Source organism: Glaciibacter sp. 2TAF33 (genome assembly GCF_052114945.1).
Classification (GTDB): Bacteria; Actinomycetota; Actinomycetes; order Actinomycetales; family Microbacteriaceae; genus Cryobacterium.
Genome location: NZ_JBFRFS010000003.1, coordinates 1 through 21,877 on the forward strand (window position 1 = coordinate 1; position 21,877 = coordinate 21,877).

Consider the following 21,877-nt stretch of genomic DNA (forward strand, 5'->3'; position numbering starts at 1 on the left):
CCCCCGGGTCGGCCGCCGGGCCAGCCGGCGCGGCAGCCGCGCCCGGCGCCCGTTCCTCGAGGCCCCAGGCCTGCCCGTAGCCGCCCTCCGCCACCGGCGCCTGCATCAGGTCGAGGAAGGGCTTCGCGTCGAAGGCCTCCGGCCCGAGCACGCCCTGCCCCTGCCAGACGCCGGTCGCGAGCAGTTCCAGTGCGATCACGGGGTTCAGCGCGGTCTGCCAGACCACGCACTGGGAGCCGTACTCCGCCATCGTCCACTCGTTGTCGGCGACATGGTAGAGATACACCTCCCGCGGCGTGCCGTCCAGGCCGGTGCCGGTCACCCAGACTCCGGCGCAGGTCTTGCCGGTCATCCGCGGGCCGATGGTGGCGGGGTCCGGCAGGCTGGCCGCCACCACGTCGCGCGGTGCGACGTGTGCCGGCCCGTCCGCCGAGCGCACCCGAACCGGTTCGACGCTGTCCAGCCCGAGCAGGTGCAGCGTCTTCAACACTCCGATGAACTCCTCCCCGAGCCCGTACTTGAAGGTGACCCGCCGCGCATCGAGCCAGCGGGGCATCAGCAGCACCTCCTCGTGCTCGACGTTCACGCATTCGACCGCTCCGATCCCCTCCGGGAACTCGAACACCTCAGGCTCGCTGAACGGTTCGGTGGTGTACCAGCCGCGGTCCTTCTCGAACACCACCGGCGGGTTCAGGCACTCCTCGATGGTGGTCCAGATGCTGAACGACGGGGCGAAGATCTCGGTGCCGAACTCGTCGCGCACCACCAGGTTGGCTCCGTCGCGGGTGCCGAGCTCGTCGATCCGGCTGAACAGGTGGTCGCTGGCGTAGCGGGCGAACACGTCGGAGAGCCCCGGTTCGACCCCCATCCCCACCAGCGCCAGGCGCCCGGCGGCCTCCCAGTCCCCGGCCCGCGCGAACTGGTCGTCGCCGAGTTTCACCCCGGTCAGCGCGTGCGGGTGTGCCGGATGCGGCTCAGAGAGGCTCATCGCCATGTCGAGGTAGTCGCACCCCGCCGCCAGCGCGCCGGCGAAGATCGACGGCACGAACGCGGGTTCCACCGCGTTCATCACATGGGTTGCGCGGTGCCCGCGGGCAACGGATGCGACCACGTCCGGGTCCGACGCATCGATCTGCGCCGCCGTGAACCGGCTGGCCACCTGCGCCCCGTGGCGTTCGGCGATGAAGCCGACGGTGCGCTCCGCGCGGGCCAGGTCGTAATCGGTGACGACGACGTGCTCGTAGAACGAGCGCCGCGCGATGATCTTGGCGATGGCGTCGCCGACGCCGCCGGCACCCACCAGAAGTATCCTCATGGACTGACGCTACCGTGCGGCATCCGTTGTTGTCTGCCCCGTCGACCATCCGATCCGGTGGAGATCCCACCGAAAACGGAGGATTCAAGCCGAAGTCGCACGCTGGGACCGGGCGGTCCGCGACGGGCGCTCAGCCCCGTTTCGCGGGCGCCAGATGTCGCTCGCCGTTGAGCTTGGCGGCGAACGGCGCCCACAGCGCGACGGCCACCCCGACTCCGAGCAGCATCCCGCCGATCGTGTCGGAGAGCCAGTGCGCGCCGAGGTAGGTGCGGGAGAGCAGCATGATGACCGTGTAGACGGCGCCGGCGACCCATACCCAGGTCTTGGGGAAGATGATCGCCAGGGTGGTGGCCATCACCGCCGCGTTGGCCACATGCCCGGACGGGAATGAACCGAAGTCGCTGATCACCAGGATGTCCTCGGGTCGCGCCCGCCCGAACAGGTGCTTGAGCAGCTGCACGAGGCCGGAACTGACCAGCGTGGCCAGCAGGTAGTAGCCCGCGGCCCATGGTCGTTTGATGAACAGCAGGATGGCCACGATCAGCACCGGCACGACGAAGACCCCGATGATGCCGGCGCCGATGTAGTTCATCACCAGGGAGGGCACGTTCCAGAACGGCGAGCGGTGCTCGACCAGTTCCTGCAGCCATTCGACGTCGATCCAGAGCGGTTTGCCCTTCTCACGAAGGGTGATCAGGGCGCCGATGGCGACCGCGAGCGCGAGGGCGCTGAATCCGCTGATCAGCGGCCAGCGCGCCGAGACGCGCTTCGCCGCCGGTTCTGCCGCGACCTCGGGTTTGCTCACGCTGCTGTCCATGAGCCCATGCTAGGTCGATGTTCCCGGTTGCACAGGCGCCCGGAACCTGCGAGTACGCACAGGACTACGGGGCGAGGGCGGGCACCTGCCGCGGCCGCACCACCAGCCAGAGGGCGAGGACCGACACCACGGAGGTGGCGCCCATCACCGCGCCCATCGGCACCGAGTCGCTCACCCCGAGCAGGCCGACCACCGGCGAGATCAGTCCGGCGACGCCGAAGTTCGCCGCTCCGAGCAGTGCCGCTGCGGTCCCGGCCTCGTGGCCGTGGGCGTTGAGGGCGAGCACCTGGACGCAGGGCATGGTGAATCCGCAGGCCGCAATGAAGAACCAGAGCGGAACCAGCGTGCCCCAGAGACCCGCGCCGGACGTGTCGAGCACGACGATCGTGGCCGAGGTGATGGCCAGCACGGCTGTGGTGACGGCGAGGATCCACTGCGGCCCGATGGTAGTGCGGTGCATGACCATCGACCCCAGCTGCACCCCGAGCACGACGCCGACCGAGTTTACGGCGAACAGCAGGCCGTACTGTTGCGGGCTGAACGCATAGACCTGCTGGAACAGGAACGGCGACGCGGCCAGGTAGGCGAACAATCCGGTGAACGTCATCGCACCGATGATCGCCACGCCGACGAACACCCGGTCCGTGAGCACGGCACGGTAGCGCTGGCCGAGCGTGCTGTGGCCGGCGAAACGCCGCCTGCTCGCCGGCAGGGTCTCGGCCACCAGCGCGGCGACAGCCAGGATGACGACGGCGCCGTACGCGGCGAGCACCCAGAAGACTCCCCGCCAGTCCATCACCAGCAGCAGCTGGGAGCCGGTCACCGGGGCCAGCACCGGGGCGAGTCCACTGACCAGGGCGAGCCGGGACAGCATCTTGACCAGCGGCTTGCCGCCGAACAGGTCGCGGACCATCGCCATCGCCACCACGCCCCCAGCCGCCGCGCCGAATCCCTGCAGCACTCGGAACAGGCTCAGCCAGACGATGTCCGCGGACATCGCGGCGCCCACGCAGGCCAGCACATGGAACCCGGTGGCCAGCAGCAGCGGCAACCGCCGGCCGACCGTGTCGCTCCACGGCCCGACGATCAGCTGCCCGAGGCCGAAACCGATCATGGTCCCGGTCAGGGTGAGTTGGATCTGGGTGGCCGAGACTCCGAGGTCCTGTTCGAGCAGCGGGAATGCAGGCAGGTACAGGTCGATGGTGAAGGGCCCGAGCGCGGTCAGGGCGCCGAGGACCACGATGTAGGCCAGGCGTTGGTTGCGCGACAGTGCGTCGCCGGGGTGGGTGATGCTCACGGAAACGGGATGCGGGCCGGGTCGGCCAAGAGACTGCCGAAGGCCAGTTCGGCGGCTCCGATCATGAGCAGCCTGGAGCCGAGTTCGGCGCGGGCGATGACCAGCGACTCGGCCGTCGCGCCAAGACCGTGCTCGGTCACCAGCATCTCGAGCCGGCCCGGAGCGACGGCGATCAACGCCCCCAGGAAACCGCCCAGCACGATCAGCTCGGGGTTGAACACGTTGGCGGCGTTCCGCACCGCCACGGCCAGGTGGCCGAGCTGCCGTTCGACTTCCGCCAGCACGCGTTCGTCAGCGGATGCCCCTGCCAGCGCCCGGTCGAGTTCGTCCGGGTCGGCGCCGGGCAGGTCGAGCACGCGCAGCAGGGCCGACTGGCTGACCTCGGTCTCGAGGCACCCGATCGCCCCGCAGTGGCAGCGGATGCCGGTGCTGTTCACCAGGGTGTGGCCGAGTTCACCGGCGTATCCGGATCGGCCGGTGAGCGGTTTGCCGTCGACGATGACCCCGGCGCCGATGCCGCTGGCGCCCCCGTTCAGGTAGACGAGGTCGGCGTAGCCGCGACCGGCGCCGAAGAGTCGTTCGGCGTTGGCCCCGAGGTTGGCGTCGTTGCCGGCGTCGACGGGCAATCCGGTGGCCGCGGCGAGGAGTTCGGCGAACGGCTCGTCCCGCCAGTCCAGGTGCGGCGCCAGGCGCACCACCCCGTCGGAGACCCGCACCAGCCCGGGGATGGCCGCTCCGATGCCCACGACGCGGTACCGGTCGTCGAGATCCGGCCGCATCCCGTCGATGATGGAACGCCCGATCGCGACCGCGTCGGCGACGGTCGGCACCGACTCGGTGGGGTACCGCACCCGGTGGTGCACGGTGCCGTCGAGGCCGACCACGCCGACGGTCACGGCGTCGATCTCGGGGTTGATGGCGATCGCGCAGACGCGTCCGCTGGCGGTGACGACCGGACTCGGCCGGCCGACCCGGTTGTTGGCGTCGGGCTCGCTCTCGTTCACCAGTCCCAGTTCGACCAGCTCACCCACCAGTGCGGCGATGGTCGAACGGTTGAGGCCGGTGCTCCGGGTCAGTTCAGAGCGGGACGCCGCGCCGGCACGGTGAACCATCCCGAGCACCGTCGACAGGTTGTGCTGCCGGACGGTGTCGAGGTTGTTGCCGCGCGCCGGAGGCGGGGTCATGACGCCACGGCCATGGTCACTCCGCCCTCATCGGGCCGGGATCCGGTTCGTGGCTGCGAGCTCGGCGTACCAGTGGGCGCTGTCCTTGGGCAGCCGCTCGAGGGTGTCGTAGTCGACGCGCACGATCCCGAAACGCTTGGAGTACCCGTAGCCCCACTCGAAGTTGTCCATCAGCGACCAGACGAAGTAGCCGCGAAGGTCCACTCCCTGCTGCAGCGCCCGGTGCGCGGCCGTGATGTGCCGTCGCAGGTAGTCGATCCGGTCGTCGTCGTGCACGGCGGGGCCGACGGATGCACCAGCATCCGTCACCGAGGCATCCGTCACGACGTCGGGGAACGCGGCGCCGTTCTCGGTGATCATCAGCGGCTGGCCGGGGAACTCGGCGTGCACGGCCAGCAGCAACTCTTCGAGGCCGCTCGGCTCGATGTTCCAGCCCATTTCCGTGTACGGGCCGGGCTGAGCGAGGAATTCGATGTTGTCGGCGGCGGGCCACGGCGACGCGCCGACGTTCTTGTGCCCATCCGCGCTCAGCCGCTCGCCCTCGCCGTCCCAGACCCGCACCAGCGTCGTCGAATAGTAGTTGACGCCGAGGATGTCGATCGGCTGCTTGATGATGTCGGTGTCGCCGGGCAGCACGAACGACCAGTCGGTGATCGATGCGGTGTCTTCGAGCAGGTCGGCCGGGTAGGCGCCGTGCAGCATCGGCCCGGTGAAGGCCCGGTTGGCCAGCGCGTCGATCCGGCGCACCGCCTCCGGGCCGGTCGGACCCTCACCACGGATGGCGTGCAGGTTGAGCGTGACCGAGAACTGGGGGTCGTTGCTCACGACCTTCTTCAGTTCCTGGATGGCCAGGCCGTGGGCCAGGTTGAGGTGGTGCACGGCCTGCAGCGCAGCGAGCGGTTCGGTGCGCCCGGGTGCATGGGCGCCGGAGGCGTAGCCCAAATAGGCGGAGCACCACGGTTCGTTGAGGGTGGTCCAGACGGCGATCCGGTCACCGAAGGCCTCGCCCACGATGCGGGCGTATTCGCCGAAGGCCAGCGCCGTCCGGCGGTTTGCCCAGCCGCCCTCGTCTTCAAGGGCCTGCGGGAGATCCCAGTGGTAGAGCGTCGCGACGGGGGTGATGCCGCGTTCGATCAGGCCGTCGATGAGGCGGGAGTAGAAGTCGAGCCCGGCCTGGTTCGCCGGTCCCACGCCGGTGGGCTGGATCCGCGGCCAGGCGATCGAGAACCGGTACGCCTGCAGGTTCAGGCTCTTCATCAGCTCGAGGTCCTCCTCGAGCCGGTGGTAGTGGTCGTCTGCCACATCTCCGGTGTCGCCGTTCCAGACCAGCCCGGGGGTGTGGCTGAAGGTGTCCCAGATCGACGGTCCGCGGCCGCCCTCGTTCACGGCCCCCTCGATCTGGTACGACGCAGTGGCCGATCCGAACACGAAGGCGGCGGGAAAGGCCAGCCCGCCGTCGCGATAGTCCGCGCTTTCGACTGTTCCGGTTGGTGTGGTTTCGGTACTCACAGTGCTACTCACAGTGTTACGACCGCCTCTCCATTCAACTGGCCGACGACGCCGCCCCCAGTACTGACCTTAACGCTCCACGAAGCCGTGGAATCGCTTGTGACACGCAACTGCCCGGCCGAGCGTTCGACGGTGAAGTCGGCACTCGGCCCCTCCGGCGTGGTCACGCTGACCGTGTGAACCGCCCCGGCGGATGCGGCAGCCGACGGATACACCGCGAGGACGAGGCCGTCGAGGTAGTCGTAATCCGGCCGGTCGCTTCGGGCGCCGATCGGGAGCACCGCGCCCTCCCGCACGTACAACGGCAGGCTGTCGAAACCGTGGGTCTCCCGGCGCCAGACCGGCCCCTGCACCTGCTCCCCGGTGAAGTAGTTCGTCCAGGTGCCGGCGGGCAGGTAGAACTCCACGTCGCCGGAGGCGGAGAACACCGGTGCGACCAGGAGGTCGCCGCCGAGCATGTACTGCCGGTCCAGGTAGTCGACTGCGGGGTCGCCGGCGAATTCCAGCTGCATCGGACGCATCACCGGGGTGCCGACCCTGGCGGCGTCCAAACCGGCGGCGTAGAGGTACGGCATCAGGGAGAGCTTGAGCTTCGTGAACCTGCGCGTCACGCTGACCGCACTCTGGGCATCCGCTTCATCGATGCCGGCTGCCTCGTCAAAGATCCACGGCACCCGGTAGGAACTGCTGCCGTGGAACCGGCTGTGGCTGGAGAGCAGGCCGAATGCGGTCCAGCGCTTGAACACGCCGGCGTCGGGCATGCCCTCGAAGCCGCCGATGTCGTGGCTCCAGAAACCGAACCCGCTGAACCCGAGGGACAACCCGCCGCGAAGGGTCTCGGCCATCGACTCGTAGCTGGAGGTGTTGTCGCCGCCCCAGTGCACCGGCATGGTCTGGCCGCCGGTAGTGGCTGAGCGGGCGAACAGCACCGCGTCGCCCTCGCCGCGTACCTCCTCGAGCACGTCGAAGACCGCCTGGTTGTAGAGCTGGGTGTAGTAGTTGTGCATGCGCTCGGGGCTGGAGCCGTCGAAGTAGTCGACCTCGAGCGGGATCCGCTCACCGAAGTCGGTCTTGAACGCGTCGACGCCCTGGCCCAGCAGGCGCCGGAGGTGCCCCTGGTACCAGGCTGTGGCATCCGGGTTGGTGAAATCGACCAGGCCCATGCCGGCCTGCCACAGGTCCCACTGCCAGACGTCGCCGTTCGGGCGCTTGACCAGGTAGCCGGCGGCGGCGGCCTCGGCGAACAGCGGGGATCGCTGCCCGATGTACGGGTTGATCCAGACGCACACGTGCAGGTTCTTCGCGTGCAGGCGGCCGAGCATGCCTTCCGGGTCGGGGAAGGTGCGCGGGTCCCACTCGAAGTCGCACCAGTTGAATTCGCGCATCCAGAAGCAGTCGAAATGGAACACCGACAGCGGCAGGTCCCGCTCGGCCATCGCGTCGATGAAGCCGGTGACGGTCTCCTCGTCGTAGTTGGTGGTGAAGCTCGTCGACAACCACAGCCCGTAGGTCCAGGCCGGCACCCGGGCGGGGCGCCCGGTGAGGGCGGTGTAGCGCTCGAGGATCTGCTTGGGGCTCGGCCCGTAAATGAGGTAGTACTCGAGGCTCTCCCCCGGCACCGAGAACTGCACCCGTTCGACCGTCTCCGAGCCGACCTCGTACGACACATGCCCGGGATGGTTGACCAGCACGCCGTAGCCGCGGTTGGTGAGGTAGAACGGAACGTTCTTGTACGCCTGCTCGCTGGAGGTGCCGCCGTCAGCGTTCCAGATGTCGACCACCTGCCCGTTCTTCACCAGCGGCCCGAAGCGCTCACCGAGGCCGTAGACGAGTTCGCCGACGCCGAGGGCGAGCTGCTCGTGCACGAACGAGGCCGGCTGCGGCGGATGCTGCGTGTCGGCGGAGCGGGCATTGCCGACGATTCCGCTGGTCACCTCGGCGCCCGGTGCCACCTGCACGTACCCGAGCGACTTGGCGCCGCTGTGCGTCAAGGTTCTGCCGCCCGCACTGAAGCTCAGGTTCCAGGGTGCGCCGTGGGCGACGGACGCCGTGAGCTCGCCCGTCGTGAGCGTGCCGCAGGCATCCGTCGTCGCCACGCGGACGTGCCCGGTCTCGGTGGCGAGGTCGAAGCCGATCTCGTCGCGGCCGCCCTGGAAGTGCTCGATCCTCACGCCGACGATGTTCGGCAGTGGCGAGCTGAGCGTCACCGTGAGGGTCGGTCGGTTGAGGGTGTCGCCACGACCGGCGATGACGCGGGTCGGCGCCGTGACGGTGAGGGTGTCGTCACCGGCGACGATGTCGTACGCCTCCTGGGCGTAAAGCGGGGTGACGCCGGGCCTGGTCTGCCAGAAACCGTCGGTGAATTTCATGTGACTCCTGTGGTCGTGTGTGCTGCTACTTGACGGCGCCGGCGGTGATGCCGCGGGTCAGGGTGCGCTGGAAGATAAGGAAGAAGATGAGCGTGGGGATCAGGCCGAGCAGGGCGGAGGCGCTGGTCGTGGTGACGTCCATCAGCCGGTCGCCCTGCAGCACGCTGATCGCCACCGGTACCGTCTGGTTGTCATTGCTGACCAGGAACACCAGCGGGATCAGGAACTCGTTCCAGGTCCAGATGAAGAAGAAGATCAACAGCACCGACAGTGTGGGCCTGCTGATCGGCACGATGACGCGCCACAGGATGGTCCACCGGCTGGCACCGTCGAGGGACGCCGCTTCGAGGATCTCCTTCGGGAAGGTGCCGTAGACGCTGGAGAGCAGATAGGTGCCGAACGCGCTCTGGATCACCGTGAAGATGATGATGACGCTCCACACGTTGTCGTAGAGGCCGACCTGCTTGAACATGAAGTACAGCGGGTACAGCAGGGCCTCTTGCGGGATCATGTTCGCCAGCAGGAACAGAACGATGATCCAGACGCGAGCCTTGACCCGCCCGATGCCCAGTGCGTAGGCGTTCAGCACCGAGATGAGCACCGCGAGCACGGCCACCATCCCGCTGATGAAGACGCTGTTCCAGAGCTTCTGCGGGAAGGCGACGCGCTCCCAGAAGTTGACGATACCGTCGAAGTACAGGTGACTCGGCAACTGCAGGGGGCCACCGGTGTTGTAGTCGGCCGGCGACTTGAACGAGTTGACCAGGATCAGCAGGAAGGGCACTGCGATGGCCACGCCGGCCACGATCGCGGCCGCGAGGATCACCCAATCGGCGACGGTCTTCTTGGGCTTCTGCCGGTGGGTTTTACGCGCTGGCGCCGGCTGGGCCGTCCGAACGGGTGCGAGTTGGGTGGTCATCAGATCTCACGCTCCTTGCGCTCCGAGCGATTCTGGGCGGAAATGAACAGAACAGACACCACGATGATGAGCAGCGTCAGGGCTGTGGCGATGGTGGCGCCGTAGCCGACCTGCTGGTTCTGGAAGAACTCGCTGTACGAGTAGTAGCTGGGCACGATGGTGGCGGTGCCCGGGCCGCCGCGGGTGAGGGTGTAGATCGGACCGAACACTTTGAGCGCCGCGATCGTGCAGGTGAGCGTGACGACGTAGATCTCCGGCCGGATGATGCTGACCGTGATCGCGCGGAACCGCTGGAACCAGTTCGCGCCGTCCAGTTCCGCCGCCTCGTAGAGCTCGGGATCCACCCGCTGCAGCGCCGCCATGAAGATGACGACCGGGTATCCGATCTGCACCCAGACCATCACGACCATGATCGAGGCCAGTGCGGTGTCGGGGCTGCCGAGCCAGTTGTGCTGCAGCGAGCCGAGGCCCACCGCCTGCAGGACGTAGTTGAGGGCGCCGTTCTCCGGGCGCAGGATCCAGCCGATCACGATGGCCGCGATGACGGCGGGCAGGATCTGGGGCAGGTAATAGGTGGCCCTGAGGAAGCTGGCCAGCCGTCCGCCGAACTTCTTTCCGATCAGGTCGAACAGCATGGCGGCCAGGAGCAGTCCGAGCAGTGTCGGCACGATCACCATTGCGATGATCATGGCGACGCTGTTGCCGAACGAGGTCCAGAATTTCTCGTCGCCGAGAAGTTTGGTCCAGTTGGCGAGGCCGATCCACTTCGGCGGGCGGATGCCGCGGTACGAGGTGAAGCTGAGGTAGATGTTCCAGACCAGGGGCACGAGCACCACCACGGCCAGCAGGGCGAAGCCGGGAAGCAGGTACCACCAGAAACCACCGCGGCCGCTGTGCGGGAGCAGGCTTTCGCTGGGGGCTTTTCTATTCCGCGTGATGTCAGCAGCGACGTCAGCGGGTATCACGGCTGTCATGGGCCGGGCCTTTCGTTGGGAGGCAAGCGGTGCGGGAGGGGCCGGCCGGATGCCGGACCCTCCCGCAGGGTGTTACTGGTTGACGATGTCGTCGACGCCCGACTGGTACTCGTCGCCGAGTTCCTTGTTGACGTCCTTGGCCGACTTGGTGCCGTTGATGAGCTCCTGCAGGCCGGCGTTCAGCTGGTCGTAGAAGGTCGGGGTGGGCCAGTCGGGGTAGAAGGCGATGCCGTCAGCCCCGGTCAGCGTGTTGAAGTTGTCGATCAGTTCCTTGCTCTTGGGATCGGTGATGTCGGCGCTGTCCGCTGCGACGGGAACGCCGCCGTTGTTGCCGATCAGTGCCTGGATCTCCGGACGCATGGTGATGTCGATGAACTTGTAGGCGAGGTCCTTGTTCTGGGCCTTCTCGGGGACCACCCACATGTTGCCGGCCGATCCGGGCGACATCTTCGCGCCCGGGTAGAGGAAGGTTCCCCAGTCGAACGACTTCACCTCGGTGTTGAAGCGGTTGTACCACCAGCTGCCGGAGAAGAAGATCGGGTACTGGCCGCTGATGAAGCTGGTGCCGGCATCCTCTGCCTTGGCGCCGGTGACGTCCTTGGAGATGTAGCCCTTGTCCACCCAGTCCTTGATCGTGGCGGTTGCGTAGCTCAGTTCCGGTCCGCTGAAGTCGACCTTGCCCTTGTAGAGCTGGTAGTCGTCGACGAACGCGCGGTCGGCCTTGGTCAGGGCGAGCTGGTACCAGAGCTGGCCGAGCGGGTACTCCGCTGCGGACTCGGCGAGCGGGGTCACGCCGGCGTCGGTGAACTTCTGCATCGCAGTGACGAGTTCGTCCTGGGTCGTCGGCACCTCGATGCCGTACTTCGCGAACATGTCCTTGTTGTAGTAGGCCTCGACGTATTCGCCGTAGTTCGGCACGCCGAACCAGCTGCCGGAGCCCATGATGCCCTTGTCGTCGTACTTCGCCGTGGTCTGCAGCGACGGGGCGAGTTTCTTGTCCCAGCCGTAGGCGTCGACGGCCTTGTCGATGTTGGACAGCAGACCCTGGCTGGAGAGCAGCCCCGCCGTGGCGTTGCCCTTGTTGTACTCGAGGATGTCGGGTGCGGCGTTGGAGTTCAGCACCTGGCTGGCGGTGGAGCGGATCTGCTCGAAGCTCTTCGCCTCGAACTTGACCTTGGCGCCGGTTTCCTTCTCGAACGTCTTGATCGCCTGGTCCCAGGCGATACCCATGGCGCTGGTCTCGCTCTCGAAGTGCCAGAGGGTGAGGGTCTTGCCCGCGCCGTCGACGTTTTTGTTCACTGTGTCGCTGGAACTGCCGCCGCTGGTCGAGCAACCGGCCAGCAGCATTGCACCGGCGACCAGCATGGCGCCCAGTGCGAGATGCCTCTTACGCATCGAATACCTCCTTGTAGTGGAGCGGATGCGTAGCAGGCTGCAGCCACTCCGATGCAATTTGTTGACGTGCACAACATAAGCACAGCGGAGGGCATTCTGCAAGCAGGTTCTGGGATCAATTCGACGCATCGCTGCTCGCGCGCACCCCTCCCGCCTGCCCTCCGGCCCCACCCGGGCGAATGTTCCCCCCGTCAACAAAGCTCCCCGGCGCACCTCCCTCCCGCCCGCCGAACCCGCACTTGTTGGGGTTATCCGGGCGTCATAACCCCAACAAGTGCGGTCTCGCGGGAGGGGCTAGCGGGAGGGAGGGCGGCGGAAGGGAGGGCGGCGGGAGGGGGGGTCAGCGGGAGAGGGCGCCTGAGGGGTCGGCGAGGAGGCCGGCGAAGACCAGTTCCCCGGCGCCGATCATCAGCTGGTCGCGGCCGAGGGCGGCCGGCACGATCGTCACGCTCTCCCTGGCCGAGCGGATGGCGGCGCCCACCAACGACTGGGCCCGATCGCCGCCGGCGCGGTAGAGTTCGGCCAGGAAACCGCCGAGCACGACCCTGGCCGGGTTGAACACATTCACGGCGTTACGAACGGCGATGCCGAGCAGTTCGAGGTCTCGCGACACCAGCGCGGCGGCCGCCGGGTCCGTTGACCCGATGAGCGCAACCGCAAGTTCGTCGGCCTCGTCGTGCCGGAGGCCGGCCACCTCCAGGAGCGCCCGCTGCGTGACCTCGGCTTCGAGGCATCCGCTGGCCCCGCAGTGGCAGGCGGTGCCCGCGCTCTGCACGAAGGTGTGGCCGAACTCGCCGGCATACCCGGCGGAACCGGTCATCCACTGGCCGCCGGTGACGACTCCCCCGCCGATCCCGCTGGAACCGCCGATGAAGTACACCAGGTCGTCGACGCCCCGGCCGGCCCCGAAGACGCCCTCAGCGCGCATCCCGACGATGGCGGCGTTGGCCGCCCAGGTGGGGAACCCGGTGGCGCGGGCCATCATCGCTGCCATCGGCTCTTCGAACCAGCCGAGATGGGTGGCTTCCCGCACCTGGCCGTCGGAGAGGCGCACCTGGCCGGGGACGGCGAGGCCGACTCCGATCACGCGCACCGCGGGCTCCCGCCCCGAGAGCATGCCTGCGATCGCGGCCGAACTGCGGGTGACGACCTCCGCCACGGTGAGCGGAGACTCGACGTCGAGGTGCACGGTGCGCAGCACCCGGCCGCCGAGGGCGACCAGTGCGATGTGGATGGCGTCGACCTCCGGGTTGACCGTGATCGCCACCACCGTTCTGCCGGGATTGACGATGGGACTGGGCCGGCCGGCGCGGCTTCCGGAGTCCGGCATGGTCTCGAAAGCTAGGTCCAGGGCGACCAGGTCGGCCACCAGCGCTCCGACGGTGGAGCGGTTGAGGCCGGTGCGCCGGGTGAGTTCGGCCCGTGACAGCGAACCGTTCTGGTGGATCAGGGTCAGCAACCGGGCAAGGTTCTGCCGGCGCAACTGGTCGGCTGTGCCGCGCGGCGGGGCATCGGCCTGCGCGAGGCCGGCGAGCGAGGACATGGAATGAACCTTAGCGGCGGCATGCGCTTGTCGCAGAACCAGCCATGCCGTAATATGTTCTCACATCCAACAAATCATCAACGAAGCTGAAGGACACCCATGGCTCTCACGCCCACCCGCGACGACAAGTTCTCCTTTGGCCTCTGGACCATCGGCTACAACGGCGCCGACCCGTTCGGCGGCCCGACCCGCGCGCCGCTCGACGTCGTCGAAGCCGTGCACCGGCTCAGCGACCTCGGCGCGTACGGCCTGACCTTCCACGACGACGACCTGTTCGCGTTCGGATCAACGGATGCCGACCGCCAGACCCAGATCGACCGCCTGAAGGGGGCGCTCGACGCTACGGGCCTCGTGGTTCCGATGGTCACGACGAACCTGTTCAGCGCGCCGGTGTTCAAGGACGGCGGGTTCACCTCCAACGACCGCTCGGTGCGCCGGTTCGCTCTGCGCAAGGTGATCCGCCAGTTGGAGCTCGGCGTCGAGCTCGGCGCGAAGACGTTCGTGATGTGGGGCGGCCGCGAGGGCGCCGAATACGATGCGGCCAAGGACATCCGCCAGGCTTTGGAGCGCTACCGGGAAGCCGTGAACCTGCTCGGCGACTACGTCACGGACAGGGGCTACGACATCCGCTTCGCCATCGAGCCGAAGCCGAACGAACCCCGCGGGGACATCCTGCTGCCCACCGTCGGACACGCGATGGCGTTCATCGAGACCCTCGAGCGGCCGGAGCTGGTCGGGGTGAACCCGGAGGTCGGGCATGAGCAGATGGCCGGGCTGAACTTCGCCGCCGGCATCGCGCAGGCGCTGTACCAGGGGAAGCTGTTCCACATCGATCTGAACGGGCAGCGCGGCATCAAGTACGACCAGGACCTGGTGTTCGGCCACGGCGACCTGCAGAACGCGTTCGCGCTGGTGGACCTGCTCGAGAACGGCGGCCCGAACGGCGGCCCGTCATACGATGGCCCACGCCACTTCGACTACAAGCCGTCGCGTACCGAGGACATCACCGGCGTGTGGGACTCCGCGGCCGCGAACATGCGCACCTACCTGCTGCTCAAGGAGCGGGCCGCCTCGTTCCGCGCCGACCCCGAGGTGCAGGAGGCCCTGGCCGCCTCGCTCGTGCCGGAGCTGTCGCAGCCGACCCTTGACGCGGGCGAGTCGTACGACGACCTGATTGCTGACCACAGCGCCTACGAGGACTTCGACGCCGACGCCTATTTCAATGCCAAGGGCTTCGGATTTGTGCGCCTGCAGCAGCTGGCGCTCGAGCACCTGCTCGGAGCCCGCGGCTAGGGCGTGCCTGCCGCGCAGGCCGCTACCGGGCCTCGTGCGCATAACTCCTGCAATTGCAATCCGGCCGAGTCGGCCCCGCCGGAATTCCGCGGCTCGTCGGCGGCGGCATCCGAAATTGCAGGAGTTATGCAGCCGGGGCCCCCGCGAGAGCCCGGTTTCACCCCTTGATCAGACCCCTACCCGTGGAGAATGAACCCATGACCCTGGTTGCCGGAGTCGATTCGTCGACGCAGAGTTGCAAGATCGTGATCCGGGATGCCGGCACCGGCGCCCTCGTCCGCACCGGCCGGGCCTCCCACCCCGTGGGCACCGAGGTCGATCCTGCCGCCTGGTGGGACGCCCTGCAGGCAGCGATAACGGATGCCGGCGGACTCGACGACGTGTCGGCCATCTCTGTCGCGGCGCAGCAGCACGGCATGGTCGCGCTGGACGCCGACGGGCGGGTGATCCGCGACGCCCTGCTCTGGAACGACACCCGCAGCGCCCCGGCCGCGCTGGACCTGATCGCCGAAGTCGGCGCCGGGGAGTGGGCGCGGCGCACCGGATCCGTGCCGGTCGCGTCCTTCACGAACACCAAGCTGCGCTGGTTGCAGGGCGCCGAGCCTCTGAACACCGCCCGGGTGGCCGCCGTCGCGCTCCCCCACGACTGGCTGACCTGGCGGCTCCGGGGCTTCGGCGCGGCTGGCGAGAGCCGGCTCGGGCCGGTGCTCACCGAGCTGGCCACCGACCGCTCCGACGCGAGCGGCACGGGGTACTGGTCCCCGGCCACCGGTGAGTACGACGTCGACCTGTTCGAGCGCGCCCTCGGCCACGGCGCGGTCCTGCCCCGGGTGCTCGACCCCGGCGAATCGGCCGGCACTACGTCGGGGGCAACCGGTATACCGGCCGGCCTCGTCGTCGGCGCGGGCGCGGGCGACAACGCGGGCGCGGCCCTCGGCCTCGGGGCGACAGCCGGCGACGTGATCGTGTCCATCGGCACCAGCGGCACCGTCTTCGCCGTCACCGACACACCGGCAACGGATGCCACCGGCACGGTCGCCGGATTCGCCGACGCCAGCGGGCGGTTCCTGCCGCTGGTCGCCACCCTGAACGCGGCGCGCATCCTCGACTCTGTCGCGGGGCTGCTCGGCGTCGACCACGCCGAACTCGGCCGACTCGCGCTTGAGTCGCCAGCCGGGGCGGGCGGCCTGGTGCTGAAACCCTATTTCGAGGGCGAGCGCACCCCGAACCTGCCGGATGCGACGGCATCTGTTTTCGGAATGACCCTGGCCTCAACCACCCGGCCGAACCTCGCCAGGGCCGCGATCGAAGGGCTGCTCTGCGGGCTGGCCGACGGCCTCGACGCGCTCCTCAGCCACGGCGTCGCGGCGGAGCGGATCCTCCTGATCGGCGGTGCGGCCCTGAACCCGGCGGTGCAGGCCATCGCCGCGCAGGTGTTCGACGCGCCGGTCGTCGTGCCGGCGCCCGGCGAATACGTGGCGGACGGGGCAGCCGCTCAGGCGGCGTGGGCGCTCTCGGGTGCGCGGCCCAGCTGGGCGCTATCGATCGCCGCGCGGCCCGCGCCGGACTTCAGGCCGCTGATCCGCAGGCAGTACGCCGCCCGTCGCTGATTCCTCTTAACAATCCCGGAACTTATTCAGGACATTCGGGGGCACCTCGCGCGTACGCGGGGTTACTCCCGAGCATTCTCCTGAGTGAGGGCACCGATTGCGCCGTAGTCGGCGGCCAGCCGCGCGCCGGCCAGCGCCAGCCACCAGAGCGGCTCGGCCATCGCCGCCTGTGCGGTGCCGGCAAGCTCGGTGAGCGACACCGAGGCTGAGAAGCCGCCAGTATCGGCCTCGATCGACCCGGCCGCGAGCATCACCAGGGAACCAGATGCCTCCGCCAGGCCGGCCACGTAGCTCGGCACCTTCCCGGCGGCCGACTGGGCGTCGAACCGGCCCTCGCCCGTGATGACAACGGATGCCCCGGCAATGGCGCCCGGCAGGCCGACCGCCTCCCCGATCGCCGCGGCGCCGGACCGGATCGTGGAGCCCCAGGCGAGGAGCCCGAACCCGGTCCCGCCCGCGGCCCCGGTGCCCGGCGTTTCGGGGTCGACCCCCCGCATGAGCCGCGCCAGCCGCGTGAGGTTCGACTCCAGCTCGAGTACCTGCGCCGCATTCGCGCCCTTCTGCGGACCGAAAACGGATGCCGCGCCGTGCGTCCCGAGCAACGGGTTCGTCACATCGGAGAGGATCACCGCGCCGTCCACCGGGAGCGGCCGCACCCCGGCCAGGCCGACTGTGGCGAGAGTGCCCAGTCCCCGATTGCCGAGGCGCACCGGTCGGTTCGCCGCATCGCGGAAGGTGCCGCCGAGCGCGACCAATGCGCCCACCCCGCCGTCGGTCGACGAGCTGCCGCCGAGCGCGAGGACCAGGCGGCGGACGCCGTAGTCGAGTGCCGCGCGGATCGCCTCGCCGAACCCGAGGGTATGGGCGTCCAGCGGACGCAGCGAGCCCAGCAGCGTGAGTCCGCTGCTGTTGGCCAGTTCGACGACGCCCGTGCCGTCGGGCAGGAGGAGCCAGTGAGCGTCGACCGGTCGGTCGTTTGGACCCTGCACTCGCACCGGAATTCGTTGCGCACCGGGCACCGCAGTCTCGAAGGCCTCGACCGTGCCCTCACCGCCGTCGGCCATCGGCAGGAGCCGCACGGTGTCGTCGGGGCGCACACTCGCCCAGCCGGCAGCGAGTGCCCGGGCGACATCGGCCGCGCCGGCCGTTCCCTTGAAGGAATCCGGGGCGATCACGACGGTGCGGGTCGACATGGGGACCAGCATGGCAGGCGGGGGCACGGCCGTGGAGTGCGCTCCCCCCGCGGGCCGGGCGAACTCACAGGAATGTCACAGCAGACCGAAACCACACGCAAAGGCGGGGCTCGTAGCGTGGGCCCACATCCCCGACGAAACGGCAACCACATGATGAGTCCGGCTCCCGGCCAGTCACTCCCCCCGCGCAAGGACCGCCGGGATCTCGCTCGCGAGAAGGCTCGGATGCTGCGCGAGGAGCAACAGAAGCGGCAGCGGCGACGCCGGCTGGCCTGGCGCGGCGGGGTCGCCGTCGGCATCGTCGCCATCGCGGCCATCGTCGCGATCGTGATCGTCAACGGGGTGCGCCCGGAAGCGGCGACCGGGCCGCGGAACATGGCCAGCGACGGGATCCTGCTCACCGGAGACGGCACATCCGTCACCGCCGTCACCACGCCCGCCATCGCGGCCGGTGCCACACCCACCGCCACCGACCGGACCAGCCTGGCCGGCACCGTGAACATCGTGACCTACGTGGACTACCTGTGCCCGTTCTGCGGCCAGTTCGAAACCACGAACGCGCAGCAGATCGCCGGGTGGGTGACCGCCGGCAATGCCACCCTCGAGGTGCATCCGATATCGATCCTGGACAGCTCATCGTCCGGCACCAAGTACTCCACCCGTGCCGCCAACGCCGCCGCCTGCGTGGCCGACATGGACCCCAACCACTTCCTCGCGGTGAACACCGCGTTGTTCGCCAAGCAACCGGCCGAGAACACCAGCGGGTTGACCGACGACGCGCTCGCCAGCCTGGTCACGGGTGCCGGCGTGACGGCTGCCGGGGTCCCCACCTGCATCGCCGGCCAGACCTTCGCGCCGTGGGTGGGCGCCGCGACCAAACGGGCGCTGGCCGGACCGCTGCCGAACTCCACCGTGCCGAAGGTCACCGGCACCCCGACCGTGCTGGTGAACGGCACGGCCTACTCCGGGGCACTCGATGATGCCGCCGCGTTCGCTGCCTTCGTGCAGACCCAGGCGACGGCCGGCACGACCGCGCCGACCCCCGCCACCCGCACGCCGACTCCAGCCGGGTAGGTCCACCCGGCCGGCCGGGGCGCATGCTCGAGCTGTTGCGACGCCGACCGCCCCGGCTAGGGTGGGCCCGTGACCGACTTCTCAGCAGTCCCGCCCGATCCGGAATCCACCCGATTCCTGGCCGGCGCCGGCCTGGAACTCGGCCTCATCGATAACGCCGACACAGCCGCCGCGCGGCGCTGGCTGCTGGCCGAGACCCAGGGCTTCCATGACCGCGTGCCGAACGACGAACGCATCACCGCCTTGCTCGACAGCTTCGGCGACGACCGGGTCACCGGGGTGTGGGACCCCTCAGCTGCCGATCCCGCCAGCCCGGTCGCCACGGTGCGCACCTGGGTGATGGACCTGACGGTGCCGGGCGGCGACGTGCTTCCGGCGTGGGCGATCAGCAGCGTGACCGTCGCGCCGACCCACCGTCGCCGCGGAATCGCACGGGCGTTGCTCGGCGGCGAGCTTCGCACCGCACAGCGGGCGGGCCTGCCGATCGCCATGCTCACCGTCTCCGAGGCCACCATCTACGCCCGGTACGGGTTCGCCCCCTCCGCATACCGTGCCGACTACTCGATCGACACCGCCAGGGCCCGCTTCCTCGGACCGGTGCCGGCCGGTCGCGTCCACCTTGTCACCCCGGCCTCGCTCCTGTCCGAAGCCCCCGGCGTGTTCGCCAGGGCCCGGCAGACATCGCCCGGCGAGGTCGACCGCCGCGACGACCTGTGGCGGAAGATCCTCGGGCTGTTCCCGCCGGACGAGGAGGACACGAACCCTGCCATGCGAGCCGTCCGCTACGACGACGAGTCCGGCCGGCTGCAGGGCTACGCGGTGTACCGGTTCGTGCACGGCCCGGGCGGCTACCCCGGCCGGCTCGAGATCAGCGACCTGGTCGCGGCAACCGACGAGGCCTCCGCCGCCCTGTGGCGCTACGTGCTGGAGATGGACCTGGTGAACGAGGTGCGCGCACCCCTGCGTCGCACCCGGGAGACGGTCTCCTGGCAGGTCTCCGACTACCGCTCGGTGCGGAAGACCGACGAACGAGACCACCTGTGGCTCCGCATCCTCGACCTGCCGGCCGCGCTCGAGCGACGAACATATGCCGCAGACGGCACATTCGCGCTGACGGTCGACGATCCGCTCGGCCTCATCGGCGGCACCTACCTGCTCGCGGTGCGGGACGGCCGAGCGAGTGCGCATCCGCTGCCTCCCGGAGCAGCACCGACCGACGCGATCCGCCTGTCGCTCTCCGCCGCCGATCTCGCCGCCCTGTACCTGGGCGCTACCGGCGCGCAGGCACTGGCCGCTGCCGGCCGCATCACCGAAGGCACAACGGATGCCGCCGCCCGGCTCGACAACACATTCCACTCCCCGTATGCGCCCTGGCTGAGCACCTGGTTCTAGGCTTTCGCAGCCCACCACCAGCGGCGCCCGGTAGGGTCGAACCCATGACTGTCCTCGTCGCAACGCGCCGTCCGACTCGCGTTCGCCGGCTTGCGATGGTCGCTGTCGCGGCACTGATCGCCGTCGTCGCAGTGGCGACCGGCACCGCCGGGGCGACGCCGGCCACCGCCGCCGGGAGCTCCGCCGACAGCTCCGTCCATAGCTCCGTCAATGACCACGGCGGGCGCGGCTTCGACCCCGGCCTGATCATCAGCGACTACAACTTCTTCAACGCCCACGCGATGACCGAGAGCGAGATCCAGGACTTCCTGGTCGCCCATCCGTGCAAGCCGCGCGACAGCTCGTCGCCGTGCCTGTCCTGGTTCCGGCAGGACACCGTGTCGCAGCCGGCCGTCGGCGCCGGGCATTGCGCGGCCTACGACGGGGCGAAGAACGAGCGGGCCAGCCGCATCATCGCGAAGGTCGCGGAGGCGTGCGGGATCAGCCCGCGGGTGCTGCTGGTGTTGCTGCAGAAGGAGCAATCCCTGGTCACCCGGCCGAGTGCTTCAGGCTACCTGCGCGCCACCGGCTACGGGTGCCCGGACACCGCCGACTGCGACACCGAGTATTTCGGATTCTTCAACCAGGTGTACAACGCGGCCTGGCAGTTCCGGCAGTACACGCAGCAACCGGTGCGCGATTACCACATCGGCACTGTGGACGTCGGGTACCACCCGAACGCCGCGTGCGGGTCAACGCCGGTGCAGATCCGCAACCAGGCCACCGCCAACCTGTACAACTACACGCCGTACCAGCCGAACGCGGCGGCGCTGGCGAACGTCGCACAAGACGGCGATGAGTGCTCCGCGTACGGCAACCTCAACTTCTGGATCCTCTACAACCGCTGGTTCGGGCCCACCGACACCGTGCCCTACCCCGCCATTTTCGCCCCGTGCCTGAATCTCGTCGGCGGCCAGCCCTGCCAGCCGGTCGGCCGGCTGGTGCCCACACTCTGATTTCGACAGGCTCAACCACCGGCCCGGTGTTCGAGCCTGTCGAGACCCGGTGTTCGAGCTTGTCGAGACCCGTCAGTGCCCGCGGTGGTCCTGGATCGTCATTCGCGGGCCGAACGACGGCTTCCGGAACCCGCTCGCGACCAGCAGCCGCACCACCCGCTGCCGCTGCCCTTCCCACGGCGCGAGCAGTTCGAGCATCCCGTCGTCGTCCACCGGCGCCCCGACCAGCGCCCAGCCGACGAAGGCGGCCAGGTGGTAGTCGCCGACGCTGACGTGGTCCGGGTCCCCGTGCGAACGCTGCACCGTCTCCGCGGCCGTCCACACGCCGATCCCCGGCACGGTGCGCATCCGCTGCGCCGCCTCTGTCGCGTTCATGGCGGCGCCGCGTTCCAGCGACGAGGCGACGGATGCCGCGCGCACCACGGCCTCCGCGCGGTTCGGTCCGACCCCGGCGGTGTGCCACTCCCAGGAGGGAATCCGGCGCCAGGCATCAGCGCTCGGGATGACCCGCATCCCGTCCGGCGCGGGTCCCGGCGCCGGCTCACCGAACTTCGTCGCCAGCCGTCGCCAGCTGCGGAGCGCCTCGACGCTGGTGACCTTCTGTTCGATGATCGCCGGAACCAGGGCCGCGAACAGCCGGCCGGTGCGCGCCAGCTTCAGGCCCGGCATCCGTCGTCGGGTCTCGTGGAGCAGCGGATGCCCGCTCACGTCGAGCCCGGCCCAGTCGTCGTCAGCGCCGAGGAGCGCCGGCACGCCCGCGATGGCGAGCTCTGCGCCTGGCCCCCAGGCCCGGGCTGCGATCGAAGCCCCCTGCCGCAGGTGCAGCGTGGCCGCCCCGGCAGCGGTGCGCAGGGTGAGCCAGGCGCACGGACCGTCCCACCGGAACGTCGGGTCGAACGGGCCGCGCCCGACCGGGCCGAGCGTGGCCCGCAGGTTCACCGGCACGCGGGGCGCGTACGTCGACTCGAACTGCATGCGTCGAGGCTAACCGAGGCGGC

17 protein-coding genes are annotated in these 21,877 nt (G+C 69.2%); 5 read left to right on the forward strand and 12 right to left on the reverse strand.

The genetic code is table 11. The features are described from left to right. The 10 genes from AB4Y94_RS03075 to AB4Y94_RS03120 all read right to left on the reverse strand — a co-directional run. A partial coding sequence (locus AB4Y94_RS03075; RefSeq protein WP_441724613.1) for a saccharopine dehydrogenase C-terminal domain-containing protein occupies window positions 1-1,315 on the reverse strand: 1,315 nt, incomplete at its 3' end. 130 nt (window positions 1,316-1,445) lie between these two features. Then, window positions 1,446-2,132, reverse strand: coding sequence for a phosphatase PAP2 family protein (locus tag AB4Y94_RS03080; RefSeq protein WP_441724615.1), 687 nt, complete (start codon window positions 2,130-2,132; stop codon window positions 1,446-1,448). A gap of 64 nt (window positions 2,133-2,196) precedes the next feature. Beyond that, window positions 2,197-3,429, reverse strand: coding sequence for a multidrug effflux MFS transporter (locus tag AB4Y94_RS03085; protein ID WP_441724616.1), 1,233 nt, complete (start codon window positions 3,427-3,429; stop codon window positions 2,197-2,199). Beyond that, the gene (locus AB4Y94_RS03090; RefSeq protein WP_441724617.1) at window positions 3,426-4,613 is read right to left on the reverse strand and encodes an ROK family protein; all 1,188 of its coding nucleotides are present in this window, start codon (window positions 4,611-4,613) and stop codon (window positions 3,426-3,428) included. Before AB4Y94_RS03090 ends, AB4Y94_RS03085 begins: the two co-directional genes overlap by 4 nt. 27 nt (window positions 4,614-4,640) lie before the next feature. Beyond that, on the reverse strand, window positions 4,641-6,122 hold the full coding sequence (locus tag AB4Y94_RS03095) for a GH1 family beta-glucosidase (RefSeq protein ID WP_441724619.1): 1,482 nt from the start codon (window positions 6,120-6,122) through the stop codon (window positions 4,641-4,643). 8 nt (window positions 6,123-6,130) lie between these two features. Continuing rightward, window positions 6,131-8,491, reverse strand: coding sequence for an alpha-xylosidase (yicI, locus tag AB4Y94_RS03100; protein WP_441724621.1), 2,361 nt, complete (start codon window positions 8,489-8,491; stop codon window positions 6,131-6,133). Window positions 8,492-8,516: 25 nt separating this feature from the next. Further along, complete coding sequence (locus AB4Y94_RS03105; protein ID WP_441724622.1) at window positions 8,517-9,410, reverse strand: carbohydrate ABC transporter permease; 894 nt, start codon at window positions 9,408-9,410, stop codon at window positions 8,517-8,519. Beyond that, the gene (locus AB4Y94_RS03110) at window positions 9,410-10,384 is read right to left on the reverse strand and encodes a carbohydrate ABC transporter permease (RefSeq protein WP_441724624.1); all 975 of its coding nucleotides are present in this window, start codon (window positions 10,382-10,384) and stop codon (window positions 9,410-9,412) included. Before AB4Y94_RS03110 ends, AB4Y94_RS03105 begins: the two co-directional genes overlap by 1 nt. Window positions 10,385-10,456: 72 nt before the next feature. Then, complete coding sequence (locus AB4Y94_RS03115; protein ID WP_441724626.1) at window positions 10,457-11,779, reverse strand: ABC transporter substrate-binding protein; 1,323 nt, start codon at window positions 11,777-11,779, stop codon at window positions 10,457-10,459. A 340-nt stretch (window positions 11,780-12,119) separates the two neighbouring features. Beyond that, a complete protein-coding gene (locus AB4Y94_RS03120) occupies window positions 12,120-13,322 on the reverse strand; it encodes an ROK family transcriptional regulator (RefSeq protein ID WP_441724628.1) in 1,203 nt (400 codons plus the stop codon). A gap of 99 nt (window positions 13,323-13,421) precedes the next feature. On the opposite strand from AB4Y94_RS03120, the gene xylA reads away from it, so the two are divergent. Together xylA and xylB are read left to right on the forward strand one after the other, a co-directional pair. Further along, window positions 13,422-14,615 (forward strand): xylose isomerase, encoded by a 1,194-nt coding sequence (xylA, locus tag AB4Y94_RS03125; RefSeq protein ID WP_441724630.1) that lies wholly within the window; start codon window positions 13,422-13,424, stop codon window positions 14,613-14,615. A gap of 197 nt (window positions 14,616-14,812) precedes the next feature. Continuing rightward, window positions 14,813-16,225 (forward strand): xylulokinase, encoded by a 1,413-nt coding sequence (xylB, locus tag AB4Y94_RS03130; protein ID WP_441724632.1) that lies wholly within the window; start codon window positions 14,813-14,815, stop codon window positions 16,223-16,225. Between the two features lie 62 nt (window positions 16,226-16,287). Here the strand turns inward: xylB and AB4Y94_RS03135 are convergent, their stop codons facing one another. Next, entirely contained in the window at window positions 16,288-17,418 is a 1,131-nt protein-coding gene (locus AB4Y94_RS03135; protein WP_441724634.1) for a glycerate kinase, read from the reverse strand. A gap of 150 nt (window positions 17,419-17,568) precedes the next feature. On the opposite strand from AB4Y94_RS03135, the gene AB4Y94_RS03140 reads away from it, so the two are divergent. From AB4Y94_RS03140 to AB4Y94_RS03150, 3 genes are all read left to right on the forward strand, one after another. Further along, window positions 17,569-18,492 carry a DsbA family protein gene (locus tag AB4Y94_RS03140; RefSeq protein WP_441724636.1) on the forward strand — a complete coding sequence of 308 codons (924 nt, stop codon included), beginning with the start codon at window positions 17,569-17,571 and terminating at the stop codon, window positions 18,490-18,492. 69 nt (window positions 18,493-18,561) lie between these two features. After that, complete coding sequence (locus AB4Y94_RS03145; RefSeq protein ID WP_441724638.1) at window positions 18,562-19,884, forward strand: GNAT family N-acetyltransferase; 1,323 nt, start codon at window positions 18,562-18,564, stop codon at window positions 19,882-19,884. A 44-nt stretch (window positions 19,885-19,928) separates the two neighbouring features. Then, on the forward strand, window positions 19,929-20,879 hold the full coding sequence (locus tag AB4Y94_RS03150; RefSeq protein ID WP_441724640.1) for a hypothetical protein: 951 nt from the start codon (window positions 19,929-19,931) through the stop codon (window positions 20,877-20,879). A gap of 72 nt (window positions 20,880-20,951) precedes the next feature. Here the strand turns inward: AB4Y94_RS03150 and AB4Y94_RS03155 are convergent, their stop codons facing one another. Then, a complete protein-coding gene (locus AB4Y94_RS03155) occupies window positions 20,952-21,854 on the reverse strand; it encodes a DNA-3-methyladenine glycosylase family protein (RefSeq protein ID WP_441724642.1) in 903 nt (300 codons plus the stop codon). Between the last annotated feature and the right edge of the window lie 23 nt (window positions 21,855-21,877).

Coding starts and splice junctions, on each gene's coding strand:
- AB4Y94_RS03105 (WP_441724622.1), bottom strand. CDS start 9,410: ATGACCACCCAACTCGCACCCGTTCGGACGGCCCAGCCGGCGCCAGCG.
- AB4Y94_RS03120 (WP_441724628.1), bottom strand. CDS start 13,322: ATGTCCTCGCTCGCCGGCCTCGCGCAGGCCGATGCCCCGCCGCGCGGC.
- AB4Y94_RS03155 (WP_441724642.1), bottom strand. CDS start 21,854: ATGCAGTTCGAGTCGACGTACGCGCCCCGCGTGCCGGTGAACCTGCGG.
- AB4Y94_RS03140 (WP_441724636.1), top strand. CDS start 17,569: ATGATGAGTCCGGCTCCCGGCCAGTCACTCCCCCCGCGCAAGGACCGC.
- AB4Y94_RS03150 (WP_441724640.1), top strand. CDS start 19,929: ATGACTGTCCTCGTCGCAACGCGCCGTCCGACTCGCGTTCGCCGGCTT.
- AB4Y94_RS03090 (WP_441724617.1), bottom strand. CDS start 4,613: ATGACCCCGCCTCCGGCGCGCGGCAACAACCTCGACACCGTCCGGCAG.
- AB4Y94_RS03110 (WP_441724624.1), bottom strand. CDS start 10,384: ATGACAGCCGTGATACCCGCTGACGTCGCTGCTGACATCACGCGGAAT.
- AB4Y94_RS03135 (WP_441724634.1), bottom strand. CDS start 17,418: ATGTCGACCCGCACCGTCGTGATCGCCCCGGATTCCTTCAAGGGAACG.
- AB4Y94_RS03080 (WP_441724615.1), bottom strand. CDS start 2,132: ATGGACAGCAGCGTGAGCAAACCCGAGGTCGCGGCAGAACCGGCGGCG.
- xylB (WP_441724632.1), top strand. CDS start 14,813: ATGACCCTGGTTGCCGGAGTCGATTCGTCGACGCAGAGTTGCAAGATC.
- xylA (WP_441724630.1), top strand. CDS start 13,422: ATGGCTCTCACGCCCACCCGCGACGACAAGTTCTCCTTTGGCCTCTGG.
- yicI (WP_441724621.1), bottom strand. CDS start 8,491: ATGAAATTCACCGACGGTTTCTGGCAGACCAGGCCCGGCGTCACCCCG.
- AB4Y94_RS03115 (WP_441724626.1), bottom strand. CDS start 11,779: ATGCGTAAGAGGCATCTCGCACTGGGCGCCATGCTGGTCGCCGGTGCA.